The organism is Clostridium vitabionis (assembly GCF_015351765.1).
GTDB classification, from domain to species: domain Bacteria; phylum Bacillota; class Clostridia; order Lachnospirales; family Lachnospiraceae; genus Clostridium_R; species Clostridium_R vitabionis.
This window is the reverse complement of the sequence record NZ_JADKQA010000002.1, coordinates 94,089-111,111: the sequence shown is the minus strand read 5'-3', so window position 1 is coordinate 111,111 and position 17,023 is coordinate 94,089. Positions and strand designations below refer to the sequence as shown.

The following is a 17,023-nucleotide window of genomic DNA, read 5'->3' as shown; positions in this document are numbered from 1 at the left end:
CTGTTCCTCCCGTCAGATTTCTCCCAGCGCCCGGAGATAGCGGCTGACCGCGTCCTTCCAGTCCGGAAGGGGCGTAAAGCCATTCTCCGCGAGCTTGGATTTATCGAGACGGCTGTTGAATGGCCTCGCCGCCTTGGAAAGGCCGTACTCCGCGGTGGTCACCGGCGTGACCTTTGTCTTCATGCCGGCCTGGCGGTAGATCTCACAGGTGAAATCATACCAGGAGATGTACCCGCCCTCGTTGGTCGCGTGATAATATCCGTATTTCTCGGTCTGCACCATGTCCACCAGGAGCCTCGCGAGATCCAGCGTGTAGGTCGGCGTGCCGATCTGGTCATTGACCACACGGACCTCATCGTGGGTCTTTCCCACATTCAGCATGGTCCGGATGAAGTTTTTGCCGTTCAGGCCGAACACCCAGGCAATGCGGACGATAAAATACTTGTCCAGCGTTTCGCTGACGGCCATCTCGCCGCCGAGCTTGCTCTCGCCGTAGACATTGAGCGGGGCGTAATCCTTACAGTCCGGCTTCCACGGCGCAGTGCCCTGGCCGTCGAAGACATAGTCCGTGCTGATGTAGATCATCTTTGCCCCGGCCTTCTTCACCGCGGCTGCGATGTTCCTTGTGCCGTCCACGTTGATCGCCATCACCTTCGGGCGGTTCTCCGGATCCTCGGCGGCGTCCACCGCGGTCCAGGCGGCGCAGTGCACAACCGCGTCGGCGCCGGAATCCGCAATGGCCTTCTCCACCGCTGCCCGGTCCGTGATGTCCAGCGGGACATAGGGCATCCTGGTGACCGCCGAACCGTCATCGATCCCACTGTAGGCCGGCTGGATATCGCTGCCGATGCCCTCGATTCCCCGGGAAGCGAGATCGTTCATGACATCATGGCCGAGCTGGCCGCCGACGCCGGTCACAAATACCTTCATGCGTTCTCTCCTTCCGCCAGGCGCTTGCTGTACATCTTGTCAAAATATTTCTGATACTCGCCGCTGACGATGTGCTCCCACCACTCGCGGTTGCTCAGGTACCACTCGATGGTTTTCGGGATGCCGGTGTCAAAGGTGTACTCCGGCTTCCAGCCGAGCTCTGTCTCGATCTTCGTCGGATCCATGGCATAGCGGCGGTCATGGCCCGGGCGGTCCTTCACAAATTCGATCAGGCTCTCCGGCTTGTTCAGCGAGCGGAGGATCGTCTTCACGACGTCGAGGTTCGTGCGCTCATTGTGGCCGCCGATGTTGTATACCTCGCCCTCGAGCCCCTTCCGGACCACAAGGTCAATGGCAGAGCAGTGGTCGGTGACATAGAGCCAGTCACGGACATTTGCCCCCGTGCCGTACACCGGAATCTTCTCGTCGGCAAGCGCGCGGCTGATCACGAGCGGGATCAGCTTCTCCGGGAAATGATACGGCCCGTAATTGTTCGAGCAGCGGGAAATGCTGACCGGAAGCCCGTATGTCCTGTGGTAGGCGAGGACAAAGAGGTCGGCGCTCGCCTTCGATGCGGAATAGGGGCTTGAGGTGTGCAGCGGCGTGGTCTCGGTGAAGAAAAGATCCGGGCGGTCGAGCGGAAGGTCGCCGTATACCTCATCGGTGGAAACCTGGTGATAGCGCTTGATGCCATAGGTCCGGCAGGCGTCCAGCAGCGTTGTGGTTCCGCACACGTTTGTGCGGACAAAGGCCTCCGGGTCGGTGATCGAGCGGTCCACATGGCTCTCGGCGGCAAAGTTCACGACAACGTCCGGCTTCTCCCTGGCAAAGAGGTCGAAGATGAACTTCCGGTCCGCGATGTCGCCGCGGACAAACCGGTAGTTCGGCTTCCCCTCAAGCGGAGCCACCGTCTCGAGATTCCCCGCGTAGGTCAGAAGGTCAAGATTGATGAACTGATCCTCCGGATACTTGTTGACCATATAGTGCATGAAATTGCCGCCGATGAAGCCAGCGCCGCCGGTAACGATAAATTTCATTTTCTTCTGCTCTCCTTGTCTTTCCCTGCTCAGTTCTGGTGAAGCTTGTCCACGTATTTTCCGTCGAGAATATCCTTCAGATACTTCCCGTACTGGTTCTTCTTATAGAGCTCATAAGCCTTCAGGACCTCATCCCTGCCGATCCAGCCGTTCAGGTAGGCGATCTCCTCCAGGCAGGCGATTTTGCGGTGCTGGTGGGTCTCCACGGTCTTCACGAAGTTCGTGGCCTCGACCAGGGACTCATGGGTGCCGGTGTCGAGCCAGGTGTAGCCCTGACCGAGAAGCGTGACGTTCAGGTCGCCATTTTCCAGGTAAATCTTATTGAGGTCGGTGATCTCCAGCTCGCCCCTGGCGGACGGCTTGAGTTCCTTCGCGTACCGGACAACCCGGTTGTCGTAGAAATAGAGGCCGGTCAGCGCGTAATTGGACTTCGGGTGTGCCGGCTTCTCCTCGAGGGAAACCGCCTGGCCGTCCTTATCGAATTCCACGATGCCGAAGCGCTCCGGATCATCAACATAGTAGCCGAACACGGTGGCGCCGGTCTTTCTCGCCGCCGCCTCTCTCAGCTTCTCCCTGAGGCCATTCCCCTGGAAAATGTTATCGCCGAGCACCATCGCCACGTTGTCGTCCCCGATGAACTCTTCGCCGAGGAGGAATGCCTGCGCCAGCCCCTCCGGCTTCGGCTGCACCTTGTAGCTTAAGCGGATGCCGAACTGATGGCCGTCACCGAACAGGTGCTCGAAGCGCGGCGTGTCGTCCGGCGTGGAGATGATCAGAATATCCCGGATGCCCGCGTTCATCAGCACAGACAGCGGATAGTAGATCATCGGCTTGTCATAGATCGGCAGAAGCTGCTTCGATGTCACCATCGTCAGCGGATACAGGCGTGTGCCGGACCCGCCGGCAAGAACGATTCCCTTCATGATATCTCCTCCTGTTTTCTCAGTAATTGAACTCCCCATTCAGTGTCTCGTCATTCTCCACCCAGTCGCGCTGGACGTCGATGACGCGGTAATGATCCTTGTCATCCCGGCTGTAGACCTTGGCGAGGCCGGCGTTGATGATCAGCCGCTTGCACATGGAGCAGCTGTTGGCGTGCTCCACATAGCCCCCTGTCGCGGGATCGATGCCGCAGAGATAGAGGGAGCCTCCGATCATCCGTTCCCGGGAGGCGCTGATGATCGCATTTGCCTCAGCGTGGACACTCCGGCAGATCTCGTACCGTTCCCCGCGCGGCACATGCAGCTCATCCCGCATGCAGACACCGCGGTCCGTGCAGTTGACGCGGCCTCTCGGCGCGCCGTTGTAGCCGGTGGACACGACCTCATCGTTATTCACGATGACCGCCCCGTAGTGCCTGCGGAGGCAGGTGCTCCTCTGGCAGACCATCTCCGCAAGATCCAGGTAATAATTCGTCTTATCCCTTCTTGGCATCCCTGCCTCCTCTCCGGAACCTCAGCGCCTCACGGGCTGTGCGCTGAGGTTTCCCGCGCCGCTTCCCGGCAGCCTAACGCTCCCCGCCCGCCAGCTTCGCAGCCTGGTCCGCCGCGATCAGGCTGTCCAGGATCTCGTCGAGATCCCCGTTCATGACCGCGTCAATCTTATTATAGAGTGTGAGCTTGATGCGATGATCCGTGACCCGCCCCTGGGGGAAATTGTAGGTCCGGATCTTCTCGGAGCGGTCACCGGTGCCGATCTGGCTCCGGCGGTTCTCCGACTCTTCCTCCTGGCGCCGCATCATCTCCAGCGTGTAGAGCTTGGACCGCAGCAGGGCAAATGCCTTCTCCTTGTTCTGCAGCTGGGATTTCTCCGTCTGGCTGTAGATCACGATGCCCGTCGGGAGATGCGTCAGGCGGACCGCGGAATCCGTCGTGTTGACACACTGGCCGCCATTTCCCGAAGCCCGCATCACGTCAATCCGGACATCCTTCTCGTCAATCTGGACATCGATCTCCTCCGCCTCCGGCATGATCGCCACCGTCGCGGTCGATGTGTGGATCCGCCCGCCGGACTCGGTGACCGGCACCCGCTGGACGCGGTGCACCCCGCTCTCGTATTTCAGCCGGGAGTAAGCGCCCTCGCCCCTGATCATGAAGTCGATCTCCCGGAACCCGCCGATCCCGGTCTCGTTCACGTTCATCATCTCGGTCTTCCAGCCCCTCCGCTCGGCGTACCGGACATACATCCGGTACAAATCAGCGGCAAACAGGGCTGCCTCGTCGCCGCCCGCGCCCGCGCGGATCTCCACGATGACGTTCTTCTCATCGTTCGGGTCCTTCGGGAGCAGCAGGATCCGGAGCTCTTTCTCCAACTCCTCCCTGCGCGCGCGGGATTCGCGCAGCTCCTCCTTCGCGAGCTCCCGCAGCTCCCCGTCGGTCTCACTCTCCAGCATCTGCAGGCATTCTTCCTCGGAAGACTTGGCCTTCTTATACGCCTCATAGGCCTCCACCACCGGGGAGAGCTCCGCCTGCTTCCGGAGAAGCTCCTGGAAGCGGGCAGAATCCGATGCCGCATCCGGCTCGGAGAGCATTTTCATCAGCTCCTCGTAGTGAGCCAGAAGATCGTCGAGTTGGTCAAACATAGCCAGATACTCCGTTCCTGTCCGAACATCCCGCTCCCTCTGGGAGCGCTACTTTATGTATACACTGCGCAGACAACCCGGTCAAGCCCGGCAAGGTCACGGATCACGCGGATCTGCTGGAAACCCGCCACCGTGAGCAGCCGGCGGACCGCATCCGCCTCGTCGAAGCCGATCTCCAGATAAACCCGGCCGCCCCGCCGGAGCCTGAGCGGCATCTCTACCGCAAGCCTCCGGTAAAAGCTCAGGCCGTCGTCCGCCCCGTCCAGGGCAATCCGCGGGTCATGATCCCGGACCTCCGGAGCCAGGGTGTCGATCACCGAGGTGGGGATGTAGGGAGGATTGCAGGTGATGATGTCGTAGAGCGCCCCTGTGGGCAGGTCGCGGGTTAAGTCGCTCTGCAAAAGGGACAGGGTTCTCCCCTCCGGGGAGATGAGAAATGTTCCTGCCTTCCCGCTCCTCCCCTTTGCCGCCCGAAACAGGGAAAAACCGTTCTGCGCGGCGACCTTGAGCGCTTCCCGGGAGATATCGCTCCCGGTGACATTCTTATATTTCCCGCGGACGGCAAGGCTGATCGCGATGCAGCCGGACCCCGTACACATGTCGAGAACGGAAGCATCGCTCTCGCGGCACTCCTCGAGCACCGTCTCTACCAGCACCTCCGTATCCTGGCGGGGGATCAGCACATGCTCATTAACCTTGAAGGTCAGCCCCATGAAGTCTGTCCTCCCCAGGATCTGCTGGAGCGGGATCCGCCGCGAGCGGCGGCGGAGCATCTCCTCGTACCGGGGAAGGCTGTCGGTCAGCCGGTTTGCCCGAAGCGGCTTGTCCGGCTCAAGATAGTAGTGTGTCCTGTCCACGGAAAATGCTTCCGACAGCAGGTACCAGGCGTCATTTTTCGCGTCCCCGACTCCTGCCTGCTCCAGCTCCGCGGTGCCCTGCGCAAGCAGCTCGCGGAATGTCGGCCCGTTATCCAGCGCGTGGCGAATGATTGCCGTCATGCCGACGCCTCCGTCTCTCCCTCCGGGGTACCCGCGCCCGGAAAATTCTCCCTGAGAAATGCCCGCCAATCAAAGACCGCCTCGGTCGCCCGGATGGCAACCTCGATCATGTCGTCGGTGGGCTCCTTCGTCGTCAGCGCCTGCATCCAGAGCCCAGGCCTGGCCACGATGTCGGAAATCCGGCTGCCGCTTCTCCCGGCCTTCTGCAGGACTTCATAAGAAATGCCGGCGATGACCGGGATCAGCAGGATCCGGCTGAGGACGCGGGTCAGCACGGTGTGCGCCGGAACGGCCATAAAGACCAGGATGCTGACCGCCATGACGATCAGGATAAAGCTGGTTCCGCAGCGCTTGTGTTCCTTGGAGCTCGCGCGGACATTTTCCACCGTCAGGGGAAGGCCGTGCTCAATACAGTTGATGCACTTGTGCTCCGAGCCGTGGTACATAAACGTCCGGTTGATGTCCTCCATGCGGGAGACCAGCTTGATGTACAGGATGAAGATGACGACGCGGATGATGCCCTCCAGAAAGGCAACCAGGTGATCCGACGCGGTCAGCCGGCGGAAAAATCCCGCCAGGAAGAGGGGAAGCAGCATGAAAATGCCGATCGCCGCGAGGAAGGAGAACACCATGACGGCGCCAACCACAACCTTCTCCACCTTTTCCCCGAAGGTGCGGTTCAGCCAGAGCTCGAACTTTGACAGCTCTTCCTCCTCACTGTCATCGGACGCATAGATCTCCGCGGAATAATTCAGGGTGCGCATCCCGACAATCATGGAATCCGCAAACCGGAACACCCCGCGGATGAACGGGAGCCGGAGAATCGGGCTTTTTTCCGTGATGCTGTGGTATTCCTTCTTCTCCACCTCGATGCCGCCGTCCGGGCGGCGCACAGCCACCGCGTAGGTGTCCCGGTTCATCATCATGATGCCCTCGAGAACCGCCTGGCCTCCGATACCTGAATATTTCATCGATGTCCTATCATCCTTTCCGTGACAAAGAACGCGGGAATATCTCCCGCCGTGTACACGAAAAGGGGCTGAGCTTTGACACTCAACCCCCGCTTGTTTCAGCTGTAATTACTTGTTCAGTCCGTACTTACGGTTGAACGCGTCAATGCGCCCGCGAGCGGAAGCCGCCTTCTGCTGGCCAGTGTAGAACGGATGGCACTTGGAGCAGACCTCGACGTGGATCTCCTTCTTGGTGGAGCCAACGACGAACTCGTTGCCGCAGTTGCAAACGACCTTAGCCTGATAATAGGCCGGATGGATTCCTTCCTTCATGTGTTTCACCTCTCTGAATCTGTTGTGCGATTTCCGACCGCACGGTTATAAAGCAGCGATCCGATCCTGCATATCCCTTACCGTAAGGACGACTCACGAAAATATCAGAATCTGCTGTCATCTGATGACAGCTATAAAAGTATAGCATAGTCAGATTCTGAATGCAAGCGGTGATTTTTCGGCAGGCACCGTTTTGCTGCCGCCCCGCTGATTCCCATCAGGGCTCCCGCAGGGAATATCTTCCTGATCAGAACATCCGCTTGAGCTTGGCCAGCCGGATGAAATCCGCGTTGCTCCTGGTGTGGGCGAAAAGGTCGAGAATCCGCTCGACAGACTCCTCCGGCCGCGAGTTGCTGGTCGCCTTGTGGATCATCTCAGCAACCTCCTGCTCGTCGCGGCTGAGCAGCAGGTCATCCCGCCGCGTCCCTGACCTCAGGATATCGATCGCCGGGAAAATGCGCTTCTCCGAAAGCTTCCGGTCAAGCACGATCTCCATGTTGCCGGTTCCCTTGAATTCCTCGTAGATGACATCGTCCATGCGGCTCCCGGTCTCAATCAGCGCCGTCGCCAGGATGGTGAGACTTCCGCCTTCGCGCATGTTCCGCGCCGCGCCGAAGAAGCGCTTCGGCATGTGCAAGGCCGCCGGGTCAAGGCCGCCGGAGAGGGTGCGCCCGCTCGGCGGTTCCACCAGGTTGTAGGCCCTCGCGAGCCGGGTCATGGAATCCAGAAGGATCATGACATCCCGGCCATGCTCCACAAGGCGCTTCGCATGCTCGATCGTCATCTCGGAGACCCGCTTGTGCCGCTCCGGAAGCTCGTCAAATGTGGAATAAATCACCTCAACCTCAGGACCGGTGATGGCCTCCCGGATATCGGTAACCTCCTCCGGCCGCTCATCGATGAGGAGGATGATGAGATGCATGTCCGGGTAGCCCTTCGTCACCGCCTCGGCGACCTGCTTGAGAAGGGTAGTCTTCCCGGCCTTCGGCGGCGATACAATCATGCCGCGCTGTCCCTTGCCGATCGGCGAGAGCAGGTCCATCACGCGGAGGGCGGTGATATTCGCCATCTGGTGGGCATTATTGCCCAGAAGCGCCGGCTGCTCCAGCTTGATCCTGCTGTTCGGGAAGACGGGCGTCAGGTTCTCGAAGGCCGGCCGCTTCGGGATCGCGCTCGCCGGATAGCCGTTCACAGACGTAATATAAAGAAGCGCCGCGAATTTTTCCATCGGGCTCTTGATCTTGCGGTTTCCGCGGACCATATCGCCGGTCTTCAGGTTGAACCGGCGGATCTGGGACGGCGCCACATAGACATCATTATCTCCCGGAAGGAAGTTCTGGCTGCGGATAAAGCCGAATCCGTCCTGCATAACTTCAAGGATGCCGTAAGCCTCAAGCCCGCTGTCCAGCTCGGCGAGATCCATCCGCTCGTGCTCCGCGTCCTGCCCCTGGTTCCCCCCCTCGTCCTGAATGGAGTGGGTTCTGGCATACTGGTTCTGGCGCTCCGTCTCCTGCTGGTACTCACTCGCCGCCGGGATCACCTCCTGGCGGTCATTCCGCTCACCCCGATCGGTGCGCTCCTGACGGCTTTCCGGCCTCTCGAAACGATTTTCCTGCCTCTCCTGGCGGTCATTCCGCTCGTAGCGGTTCTCCTGACGGTCATTCCGCTCGTAGCGGTTCTCCTGCCTGACCGGGCGCTCACTTCTGCCGTCCTGCCGCTCATTGCGGCTGTCCATTCTCTCCCGTGCCGGCATGGTGCGGTTTCTCATCCCGGTCCGCCCGTTCTGGGCATTTCTCCCGGCCGCGCCGCCTGCGCCCATCGCATTCCTGGATGCCATGCCGCCTGCGCTCTTGCTGTTCCCTACCGCAGAACTGCCTGTGCCCTGGGGATTCCGCACCGCCGCGCTGCCTTCGCCCTGGCCGTTCCGTACCGCGGTACCGCCGGCCTGAGCGTTCCGCGTGCCGCGCACAATGCCCTGGGAAGTTCTCGTGCCGGAGCCGGTATTCCTGGCAATCCCCTGCTGCCTTGTCTGTGGGCGCCCTTCTCTGCCCGTCCGGGCAGCCGGCCGGCCCGCCCGCGCCGCGCGGCCGGAGATTTCGCGCGTGCCGCGGGCAGGACGATCCGATCTTCCTGTCTCCGCAGGCTTTGCCTCATCAGCTTCGGCAGCCGCATTATCCCCTCTGTCCGGGATCTTCGCCGCCGGCTTTGCTTCCGGGTCCTTATCTGCTGCCGGGGTCACCGCCGCCGGCTTTGCTTCCATAGCCTTCTCTACTGCCGGCTTCTCCTCCGGAGCCTTCTCCCCCGCCGGCTTCTCCTCCTGGGCCTTCTCCCCCGCCGGCTTCTCCTCCGGGGCCGGATGCGCCTTGGCCGGCGCCTCCCCATGCACCATCAGGCGGTCGATCAGCTCCGCCTTGCGCAGCGAGGACACTCCGTGAATGCCCTGCTCCTTTGCGATCTTCCTCAGCTCGGCAACGGGCAGCGCTTCATATTTTTCTCTCATTCTATCTCCTTAAATGCTGGTATCTGTTCCACTTCAGCACCATCCGCCGGCCATGCTGAATCACTGCAGCTGCCCGGGAGCACTCTCCCAGTGCGGCCATCCGGCATCCTGTTCCAAACGGAATCACTGTCTCAACGGGTATTCACAAGAATTGCGGCAGAAATAAGCCGCGAATCAGAATCATCAGAAGGTGAAGAACTTTCATCTGCCGGCAGAGAAATCCGGCCTTTGTCATCATTCCGCACTCTGGCTTTATTATACGGCAAATCCGAAAATTGTAAAGAACGGCAGCCGGGCCAAACCTTTGCCCGGAATGCAAAAAATCCCCCGGGCTCTCCATTCTGGGGAATCCCGGGGAATCTTGTATTTCCTTATTTAAGATTGTGAGTGAATAAGCCCGGCCGGATTATTTCTCCAGCTCCTTCTGCAGCGTATCGCCGAGGCCGTTTACGCTCTCGTTGATCTGCTTATACAGATCCTTCACGCCGTCCAGGGCAAGAACCTGATCGTAGAAGCTGTCGTCATACTCGGTGATCGTCATGCCGCCATCCTGAAGGGTCTTCTTAGAATCGGTATCAATCTTTTCCAGCTGCGGACGCATCTCATCGATTGCCTCGCTGACTGCCTGCTGGAGTGCCTGCTGATACAGCGGGTCAAGGCTCGCAAACTTATCCTTGTTGATGGAGATCTGGTTTGCGTAGAGGATGTGGTTGGTGAGGGACAGATACTTCTGAACCTCCTGGAAGTTAGCGCCTACGCAGGTATCTGCAGCGTTCTCCTCAGCGTCGATGGTTCCGTTCTGCAGGGAAATATAAACCTCTGCCCAGGCGAGCGGTGTCGGCGCCGCGCCGATCGCGCTCCAGAATGCCATGTGGTTGCTGTTCTCCATGGTACGGATCTTCAGTCCCTTGAAGTCATCAAGTGTCTTCAGCTCCTTGTTGGAGGTGGTCAGACGGAAGGTAGCGTTCTGAAGGAAGCCAAGCAGCTTGAATCCCGCCTTATCGTAAGCGCCGGACAGCGACTTGTTGAACTCGGAATCCTCGCTGTTCAGAACCTTGTCGATCTTGTCGCCGTCATACTTGGCAAATACCATCGGCAGGTCGAAAACAGCCATCTCCGGGATGAAGGAAACTACCGGGGCGGTCTGGCAGACAACGATATCGATATCGCCGGACTGCTCCTGGCGGAGAAGATCCGCGTCGCCGCCGAGGTCGCCGTTCGGATGATAGTCGATCGTCAGCTTACCGCCGGTGATCTCATCAACCTTTGAGGCAACCAGCTCGCCGAAGATCTGGCCGGCTGCGCCTTTTCCTGTGGAATCCGCGCCGATCAGCTCAACCGGATCCAGGGAAGAATAATCCGCGGAAGCCGAAGCGGAACCGCCGGACTTTGTCTCGCCAGCTGCTGCTGCCGCGGTGGTTTCTTTCGCACCCGCTGCCGCTGTCGTCGTCTTTGCGGATGAGGACGAACCGCCGCATGCGGCAAGTCCGGCCACCATAGCTCCGGCAAGAACAAGAGATGTGACTTTTCTGAGTTTCATGTGTTACCCTCCTCTTATTAAATTATATTTTTCTCAGCCCTCTGCAGGGATTTTTCATCCCCACAGGGGGTCTGAATAGTTACTGGCACAATGGCAGAATCAGAACATATTCGGAAGTGCGGTACTGATGGCCGGGATGTAGGTGATCAGGAGCATCGCGAGCAGGAAAGCGATCATGAACGGAATTGCCTTCTTCGCGACGTTCATCGGCTGCTCCTCCGCCAGGTTTCCGGCGACGAAGAGGTCGAGGCCGAACGGCGGTGTGGCCAGGCCGATGGACAGGCAGCAGACCAGGATAACGCCGAAGTGTACCGGATCAACACCGAGCTGCTGGACAGCCGGGAGAAGAACCGGGGCGAGGATAATGATCGCCGGGCCGGTATCCATGACCATGCCCAGGATCAGGAACAGCACCATGCAGACCGTGAGGATCGAGAAACTGCTGTGAAAGTTCGCGATGATAAAGTCCTGGACCACTTTGGTTGCCTTGGTCAGCGACAGGACGCGCCCGAAAGCCGTCGCAAAAGCGAGGACGAAAGCCAGGCCGCCGTAGGTTTTCACCGAGCTGCACAGGAAGGTGAGCATCTGGCTTGCCTTGATCGAACGGTAAATGAACAGCGACACGATCAGGGCGTAGAATACGGAGACAACCGCCGCCTCGGTCGGGGTTACAAATCCAGTGTAGATGCCGCCGAGAACGATGATCGGGCAGAGCAGCGCCCAGAAGCTCTCCTTAAAGATATGGCCGAGCCCTTCGCTGTGGAGCTCATTCATCCGGTCATTGATCTGTGCCTGGTTCTCCCTGTGGTGCAGGCAGTAGAAAACCGCGTAAACCATCATGGAGACACCAATCAGGATGCCGGGGAATACGCCGCCCAGGAACAGGTCGCCGGTGGAAACGCCGGTTGCCAGGGAATAGAGGACGAACGGGATCGACGGCGGGATGATAACGCCGAGGCCGCCGGCGACGGCAATCAGGCCTGCCGACCACACCTTGTCATAGCCGAGGCTGACCATGAACGGGATGCACATGGCGCCTACGGCTGCCGTTGTTGCCGGGCCGGAACCGGAGATCGCGCCGTAGAACAGGCAGGTCAGGATAACCGCGCACGGAACGCCGCCCGGAAGCTTGCCGACAAAGTAAGCAAAGAAGCTGAACAGTTTCTTCGAGATTCCGCCTTCCGCCATGATGACGCCGCCGAGAATGAACAGCGGTACAGCGAGGATCGGGGTTGAGTTAGCTCCGGAAAAGCAGTTGTTCAGCACTTGCTCGATGGTGCCGCCCTTCCCCACAAGCATAATCGGGGCAACGGAGCCCAGGATCATGCTGACACCGATCGGGACGGAGAGGAAAATGGCGACCAGAAAAACCAGAAATACCATTAAAGCAGCCATACTTTATTTTCCTCCTTCTGCGCGTTTGCCCGCATTTGCCTCATCTGCGGCATCGGCAATCGTCTGCTCCAGCTGCGTCGCAACCTTGTCGCCGAAATGCATGATGTGAATAATCATCATCTGAATACCGCGTACTGTCGCGAGAATAAATCCGAACAGCATGAAGAAGTAAACAAAACTCATCGGCCACTGCATGGCCGGGGAGAGCTCCCCGCTGGCGAGGATCTTGTTGAATACACCGACCGAATTGTAGGCCATCAGCCCCATCATGGCAGCGACCACAAAATCCACCAGGATATTAACGATCTTGCGGATGGTCTCCGGGAATAGGTCGATCACCACGCTCACGCGGAGCATGCAGCTGTTCCGGATGGTGTAGGCGAGTGAGAAAAACACGCTCATGATCCACATGAATCGGCAGAACTCCTCCGCCCATTTTAGCGGCTGAACCCCGGGAATCTTACGGACGATAACCTGGAGCATCATCACGCAGGAAATAAGGACCAGACAAACGACGAGGAAGGCTTCCTCAAAGTGCTTGTCCAGCCAGTTGACCACTTTCATATCAAGCTCCCTTCTTTATAAAATATGGCTGTTCCGTAAGATCCGTTTTCGAAAAGATCCGGCTGCCGGAACAGCGGCTACCGTTTTCCTTACTTGCCGGCGATAATGTCGAGAAGTTCCTTCCGCATCGCCTCAACCGGGGCTTTCTTTCCGGTCCAGAGCTCAATCTGGGCGGCACCCTGGTAGAGCGACATCCCGAGGCCGTTCAGGACACGGCACCCCTTCTTCTCCGCATTGATCAGGAACTGGGTCTTCGCCGGATTGTAGCAGGCATCAAAGTAGAACTGTCCGTCCCGGATATACTCCTCCGGCATCGGCGTCTCGCCGATGTGCTTGCCCATGCCGATTCCGCTGGCGTTGAGAACGACATCCGCCTCGGCAACCTTAGAGAAATCATCCTTCGGAACCTGTACCGCGATCGGTGCAAAGTTGTCGTTGATGTCCTTCACGAGGGACGCGGACGCCGCGTCAAAATAGTCGGTAATGTAGATCTTCTTTGCCCCCTTGTAGGCGAGGATGGAGCACATCGCCCGTCCGGCGCCGCCGGCGCCGAAGCAGAAGAACGTGGAGTTCTGGACATCCACGCCGCCCTCCTCGGTCAGGGAAGTGTAGAAGCCGACACCGTCGGTATTGTATCCCTTGAGGCGGCCATCTTCCGAACGAACAACCGTGTTGCTCGCGCCCATCTTCTGGCAGAGCGGGTCAAGCTCGTCGAGATACTCCAGAACTTTCACCTTGTTCGGCTTAGTTACCGCAAATCCGGCAAAATTCATATACCGGAGGCCGTTGACGACGTCCCCGAGATGTTCATTGTCCACAACTGTGTAAAAATAGATCATGTTGAGGCCGGCAGCCTCATAGCCCGCGTTCTGCATCCGCGCGGCAAAAGACTGCTTCAGCGGATCCCCGAGCAGGGTAATCATCTTGGTATCGATATCGACTTTCATGTTATCTGAACTCCTTTCTGCCGTTCCGGCAGGTCAATCAACGCCGTTTGCCGCGAAATAGGCCTTCGCCTTTTCAAGGCAGCGCTGGGCATGCCCATGATTTCCGTACATCTTAATGTGCTCCAGGTTCGGAAGCTCGATGGAAAGTGGAAGCCCCGGAAGAGCCTTCACCATGCCGGCGATGTCGATATCGCCGTCGCCCGGGTAATATCTCGCCTCGCGGGCGGTGTAGAGCATCAGGTCATCCTTGATATTGTCGAGCACGACATCCCCATCCGGCCCGGCAGGCCCGTCGCAGAGATGAATAAAGTTGAAATATTTCTTGTCCGTCCTGCGGAGCTCGTCCGCGGTGACACCCGCGCGCCCGGCGTGCAGGGTGTCGACCATGACAAACAGGTTGTCCGTATCAACGTCGTCCACCAGCGTGATATCCTCCTGAAGATTGCGGACACCGGCCCAGGGGAGGAACTCCACGTTGTAGCGGAGGCCGTACTTCTTCGCCATCTCCGCAACCTTTCCGACCTGCTCAGTGTAGTACGCGCGGTCGCGGGTCCACACGCTGCCGAGGACATCCGTTCCGCCGAGCTCCGCCGCCTTCTCGAAGGCCGGCTCGTACTCGTTGATGTCGAGGTCCGGACGGATGCGGGCAAGTTCGATATCCATGAGCTTCATATCATATTCCTTGAGCGCCCGCTTTGTCGCCTCAAAAAGCACCGGATCCTTATCCAGCAGAAATTCCGGTTCTCCGGGCAGATGCATCGGGATCGTGCGCAGGCTGACAAAGTCATACCCGCTTTCTTTGGCGATCCGGATCTGGTCAACCGGTGTTGTTCCCGGGATCGTGAGATAGGCAAGTGAAAATTTTCTGGCCATTTTACCCCCCTCTTTAGGCACTAATCTTTCTTTCAACCTTTACGGGATATTTTCCTTTGTGAAAACTATCAATTTTTCCCTTCCTATTTGCCATTTTACTATGATTTTCTCACATAATCTAACGCAAATAAACCATGTTTCAATCGAAATAATTCATGAATTATTTCTGTCGATACGATCCCCGGGGCAGCTTCTGACAGACTATTTTCCCTGCAGACATGCAGTTTCTGTTCAGTCCCCGCATGTGCCGAACAGGAATTGGATGCAGGATCTTGAACGATCCAGCAATTTTCAGCATTTGCGCGCGGCCCCCGCCGGTGTTAGAATGGTCAGGGAGAAAAAAGGCCGGCTTTCCCGGCCGCTGATCATAAAGAAAAGAGGCCAAATATGTTAAATTTCGCACACAGAGGATTCTCCGGAAAATACCCGGAAAACACCCGCCTTGCCTTTACCAAGGCGATCGAAACCGAGGGATGCGACGGCATCGAGACGGATGTCCAGCTGTCCGCCGACGGCGTCCCGGTCATCATCCACGATGAAACCCTGGACCGCACTGCCGTAAATATGACGGGCGCAGTGAAGGACTACACCCTTGAGGAGCTCAGGAAAGCTGACCTTTCTTATACTTATGCCGGAAAATGCGAGCCACAGCAGATGATGACGCTCCGCGAGTTTCTTGAGCTGGTGAAGCCTTCCGATCTTGCCATCAATCTTGAGCTCAAGACCGGCGTCTATGAGTATGAGGGCATCGAGCAGAAGGTCATCGACCTCCTGAAAGAATTCGACATGGTAAGCCGCACGGTCATCTCCTCCTTCAACCATTTCACCCTGAAACGGGTGAAGGCTATCTGCCCGGAGATCCGCTGCGGGTGCCTGATTCACGCCTGGCTCCTCGACCCCGCCGGCTATGTGAAGGCCAACGGCTTCGAGTGCTGGCATCCGGAATTTCACTGCTGCACGCCGGAGAACGTGAAGGCGCTCGCCGCCCAGCATGTGGAGGTCAACTGCTGGACCGTCAACAGCCTGGTAGACATCCGGAAAATGTTCCAGGCAGGCGTCACCTCCATCATCGGCAATTACCCGGACCTGGTTTCCCAGGTGCGCGATGAGCTGGAGGAAGACGGTGAATGGCCGCTCGGCTGGTCCGTCTGCGGTTTCGGCGACTGACCGGACCGCCAACAGGAAACACAAAGCCCGCCCCCCTGTGGGCGGGCTTTTTTTGCGTCCGGGCTTCCGGCTGAGCCGTGCTCAGCCCAGGGAACCCATCCGGATCTTCTCGTCAGGATCCGCCGGCTTGACCCCGCTCTCCATCTCCGGGAGCCCGAGCTCGAACACCCCTCTAAGTTCGTCAAAATTCATCTCCCGAAGGACACATTTTCCGGGGAATTCGGGAACAATCAGCGTGATCCGGTCATCGCGGCGCTTCTTATCGGACTTCGCCGCCTCAAATAGCTGCTCCGCCGTGTACTCCGTGGTCTTCGGCAGGCCGTAGTGATCCAGCAGGGCCTCGAGGATTGTCCGGGTCTCCTTTGTGCAGGTGCCTTTCCGGACAAATGCCCGGGTCATCACCGCCATGCCGATGGCGACCGCTTCGCCGTGGCCGGTCTTCCCCGCACTCAGGCGCTCGATGGCGTGGCCGGCCGTGTGCCCGAAATTGAGAATCATCCTCTCCCCGGTATCCTCCTCATCCTTCGCGACAATGGCGCCCTTCAGGGAGACGCACATCGCCACCACATCCTCCAGGCGGTCACCCTCCGGGTATTCCGCCAGGAAATCCAGAAGATCCCGGTTGCCGATCATTCCGGTCTTGATGATCTCCGACCAGCCGACCTTGTTCGTCGCCGACCGGAGATCCTGCAGGAGGCTGACATCGCAGATCACCAGCGCCGGCTGGCGGACAACGCCGATCATGTTCTTGCCCTGGGGCATATCCACCGCAAGTTTCCCGCCAACAGAGGAGTCCACCATCGAGAGCAGCGTGGTCGGGATCTGGATGCAGGAGATTCCGCGCTGGTAGAGCGCCGCCGCCATGCCGGCGACATTCCCGGTGACACTGCCGCCGAGGGCGACCACCGCGTCGCTGCGGGTCATGTGCCGGTCTGCCATCCGGCGGAGAACCTCCATCATCTCCTCCGCGGTCTTCCCCTCACTCTCCGTGACCTCCACAGGGATCACCGTGAAGCCGGCACCGGCCAGGCTTTCCTTCAGCACACCGCCGCACTCCGCCATTGCCTGGGCGTCCGCGACAAGAGCAATCTTTTTCCCGCTCACGCACTCGGCGATCCACTTTCCGGCCTGCCCAAGGATCCCGGAGCCGACCTTGACGTCATAGGGTATCTGCGTATTGACTTTGACATTCTTCATAAGCGCCCTCT

The 17,023-nt window shown here is 58.9% G+C and carries 16 protein-coding genes; 1 reads left to right on the top strand and 15 read right to left on the bottom strand.

Features of this window, described 5'->3' with window-relative positions; translation table 11 throughout:
- Positions 1-12: 12 nt before the first annotated feature.
- The 14 genes from rfbD to ISF27_RS05380 form a co-directional block, all read right to left on the bottom strand.
- Entirely contained in the window at positions 13-930 is a 918-nt protein-coding gene (gene rfbD / locus ISF27_RS05445; RefSeq protein ID WP_194609953.1) for a dTDP-4-dehydrorhamnose reductase, read from the bottom strand.
- A complete protein-coding gene (gene rfbB / locus ISF27_RS05440; RefSeq protein WP_194609951.1) occupies positions 927-1,967 on the bottom strand; it encodes a dTDP-glucose 4,6-dehydratase in 1,041 nt (346 codons plus the stop codon). The genes rfbD and rfbB overlap by 4 nt, the downstream gene beginning before the upstream one ends.
- A gap of 29 nt (positions 1,968-1,996) precedes the next feature.
- Positions 1,997-2,890, bottom strand: coding sequence for a glucose-1-phosphate thymidylyltransferase RfbA (rfbA, locus tag ISF27_RS05435; protein ID WP_194609949.1), 894 nt, complete (start codon positions 2,888-2,890; stop codon positions 1,997-1,999).
- A gap of 19 nt (positions 2,891-2,909) precedes the next feature.
- The gene (locus ISF27_RS05430) at positions 2,910-3,401 is read right to left on the bottom strand and encodes a deoxycytidylate deaminase (RefSeq protein ID WP_194609947.1); all 492 of its coding nucleotides are present in this window, start codon (positions 3,399-3,401) and stop codon (positions 2,910-2,912) included.
- A gap of 73 nt (positions 3,402-3,474) precedes the next feature.
- Positions 3,475-4,548 carry a peptide chain release factor 1 gene (gene prfA / locus ISF27_RS05425; RefSeq protein ID WP_194609945.1) on the bottom strand — a complete coding sequence of 358 codons (1,074 nt, stop codon included), beginning with the start codon at positions 4,546-4,548 and terminating at the stop codon, positions 3,475-3,477.
- A gap of 53 nt (positions 4,549-4,601) precedes the next feature.
- Positions 4,602-5,546, bottom strand: a complete 945-nt coding sequence (gene prmC / locus ISF27_RS05420; RefSeq protein WP_194609943.1) for a peptide chain release factor N(5)-glutamine methyltransferase — start codon at positions 5,544-5,546, stop codon at positions 4,602-4,604.
- Positions 5,543-6,517 (bottom strand): DUF1385 domain-containing protein, encoded by a 975-nt coding sequence (locus ISF27_RS05415; protein WP_194609941.1) that lies wholly within the window; start codon positions 6,515-6,517, stop codon positions 5,543-5,545. Before ISF27_RS05415 ends, prmC begins: the two co-directional genes overlap by 4 nt.
- 108 nt (positions 6,518-6,625) lie before the next feature.
- Positions 6,626-6,829, bottom strand: coding sequence for a 50S ribosomal protein L31 (rpmE, locus tag ISF27_RS05410; RefSeq protein WP_194609939.1), 204 nt, complete (start codon positions 6,827-6,829; stop codon positions 6,626-6,628).
- A gap of 247 nt (positions 6,830-7,076) precedes the next feature.
- Positions 7,077-9,329 carry a transcription termination factor Rho gene (gene rho / locus ISF27_RS05405; RefSeq protein ID WP_194609937.1) on the bottom strand — a complete coding sequence of 751 codons (2,253 nt, stop codon included), beginning with the start codon at positions 9,327-9,329 and terminating at the stop codon, positions 7,077-7,079.
- A 406-nt stretch (positions 9,330-9,735) separates the two neighbouring features.
- Complete coding sequence (locus tag ISF27_RS05400) at positions 9,736-10,869, bottom strand: TRAP transporter substrate-binding protein (RefSeq protein WP_194609935.1); 1,134 nt, start codon at positions 10,867-10,869, stop codon at positions 9,736-9,738.
- Between the two features lie 99 nt (positions 10,870-10,968).
- Positions 10,969-12,264, bottom strand: a complete 1,296-nt coding sequence (locus ISF27_RS05395; RefSeq protein ID WP_194609933.1) for a TRAP transporter large permease — start codon at positions 12,262-12,264, stop codon at positions 10,969-10,971.
- A gap of 3 nt (positions 12,265-12,267) precedes the next feature.
- Positions 12,268-12,828, bottom strand: a complete 561-nt coding sequence (locus ISF27_RS05390) for a TRAP transporter small permease (protein ID WP_194609931.1) — start codon at positions 12,826-12,828, stop codon at positions 12,268-12,270.
- 89 nt (positions 12,829-12,917) lie between these two features.
- The gene (locus ISF27_RS05385) at positions 12,918-13,775 is read right to left on the bottom strand and encodes a shikimate dehydrogenase family protein (RefSeq protein ID WP_194609929.1); all 858 of its coding nucleotides are present in this window, start codon (positions 13,773-13,775) and stop codon (positions 12,918-12,920) included.
- 33 nt (positions 13,776-13,808) lie between these two features.
- Positions 13,809-14,648, bottom strand: coding sequence for a sugar phosphate isomerase/epimerase family protein (locus ISF27_RS05380; protein ID WP_194609928.1), 840 nt, complete (start codon positions 14,646-14,648; stop codon positions 13,809-13,811).
- A gap of 387 nt (positions 14,649-15,035) precedes the next feature.
- On the opposite strand from ISF27_RS05380, the gene ISF27_RS05375 reads away from it, so the two are divergent.
- On the top strand, positions 15,036-15,815 hold the full coding sequence (locus tag ISF27_RS05375; RefSeq protein WP_194609926.1) for a glycerophosphodiester phosphodiesterase: 780 nt from the start codon (positions 15,036-15,038) through the stop codon (positions 15,813-15,815).
- Positions 15,816-15,896: 81 nt separating this feature from the next.
- Here the strand turns inward: ISF27_RS05375 and ISF27_RS05370 are convergent, their stop codons facing one another.
- Positions 15,897-17,012 (bottom strand): 3-dehydroquinate synthase, encoded by a 1,116-nt coding sequence (locus tag ISF27_RS05370; RefSeq protein WP_194609924.1) that lies wholly within the window; start codon positions 17,010-17,012, stop codon positions 15,897-15,899.
- Between the last annotated feature and the right edge of the window lie 11 nt (positions 17,013-17,023).

Coding starts and splice junctions, on each gene's coding strand:
- prfA (WP_194609945.1), bottom strand. CDS start 4,548: ATGTTTGACCAACTCGACGATCTTCTGGCTCACTACGAGGAGCTGATG.
- rpmE (WP_194609939.1), bottom strand. CDS start 6,829: ATGAAGGAAGGAATCCATCCGGCCTATTATCAGGCTAAGGTCGTTTGC.
- ISF27_RS05400 (WP_194609935.1), bottom strand. CDS start 10,869: ATGAAACTCAGAAAAGTCACATCTCTTGTTCTTGCCGGAGCTATGGTG.
- ISF27_RS05430 (WP_194609947.1), bottom strand. CDS start 3,401: ATGCCAAGAAGGGATAAGACGAATTATTACCTGGATCTTGCGGAGATG.
- prmC (WP_194609943.1), bottom strand. CDS start 5,546: ATGACGGCAATCATTCGCCACGCGCTGGATAACGGGCCGACATTCCGC.
- ISF27_RS05415 (WP_194609941.1), bottom strand. CDS start 6,517: ATGAAATATTCAGGTATCGGAGGCCAGGCGGTTCTCGAGGGCATCATG.
- ISF27_RS05370 (WP_194609924.1), bottom strand. CDS start 17,012: ATGAAGAATGTCAAAGTCAATACGCAGATACCCTATGACGTCAAGGTC.
- ISF27_RS05375 (WP_194609926.1), top strand. CDS start 15,036: ATGTTAAATTTCGCACACAGAGGATTCTCCGGAAAATACCCGGAAAAC.
- ISF27_RS05380 (WP_194609928.1), bottom strand. CDS start 14,648: ATGGCCAGAAAATTTTCACTTGCCTATCTCACGATCCCGGGAACAACA.
- rho (WP_194609937.1), bottom strand. CDS start 9,329: ATGAGAGAAAAATATGAAGCGCTGCCCGTTGCCGAGCTGAGGAAGATC.
- ISF27_RS05395 (WP_194609933.1), bottom strand. CDS start 12,264: ATGGCTGCTTTAATGGTATTTCTGGTTTTTCTGGTCGCCATTTTCCTC.
- ISF27_RS05390 (WP_194609931.1), bottom strand. CDS start 12,828: ATGAAAGTGGTCAACTGGCTGGACAAGCACTTTGAGGAAGCCTTCCTC.
- ISF27_RS05385 (WP_194609929.1), bottom strand. CDS start 13,775: ATGAAAGTCGATATCGATACCAAGATGATTACCCTGCTCGGGGATCCG.
- rfbB (WP_194609951.1), bottom strand. CDS start 1,967: ATGAAATTTATCGTTACCGGCGGCGCTGGCTTCATCGGCGGCAATTTC.
- rfbA (WP_194609949.1), bottom strand. CDS start 2,890: ATGAAGGGAATCGTTCTTGCCGGCGGGTCCGGCACACGCCTGTATCCG.
- rfbD (WP_194609953.1), bottom strand. CDS start 930: ATGAAGGTATTTGTGACCGGCGTCGGCGGCCAGCTCGGCCATGATGTC.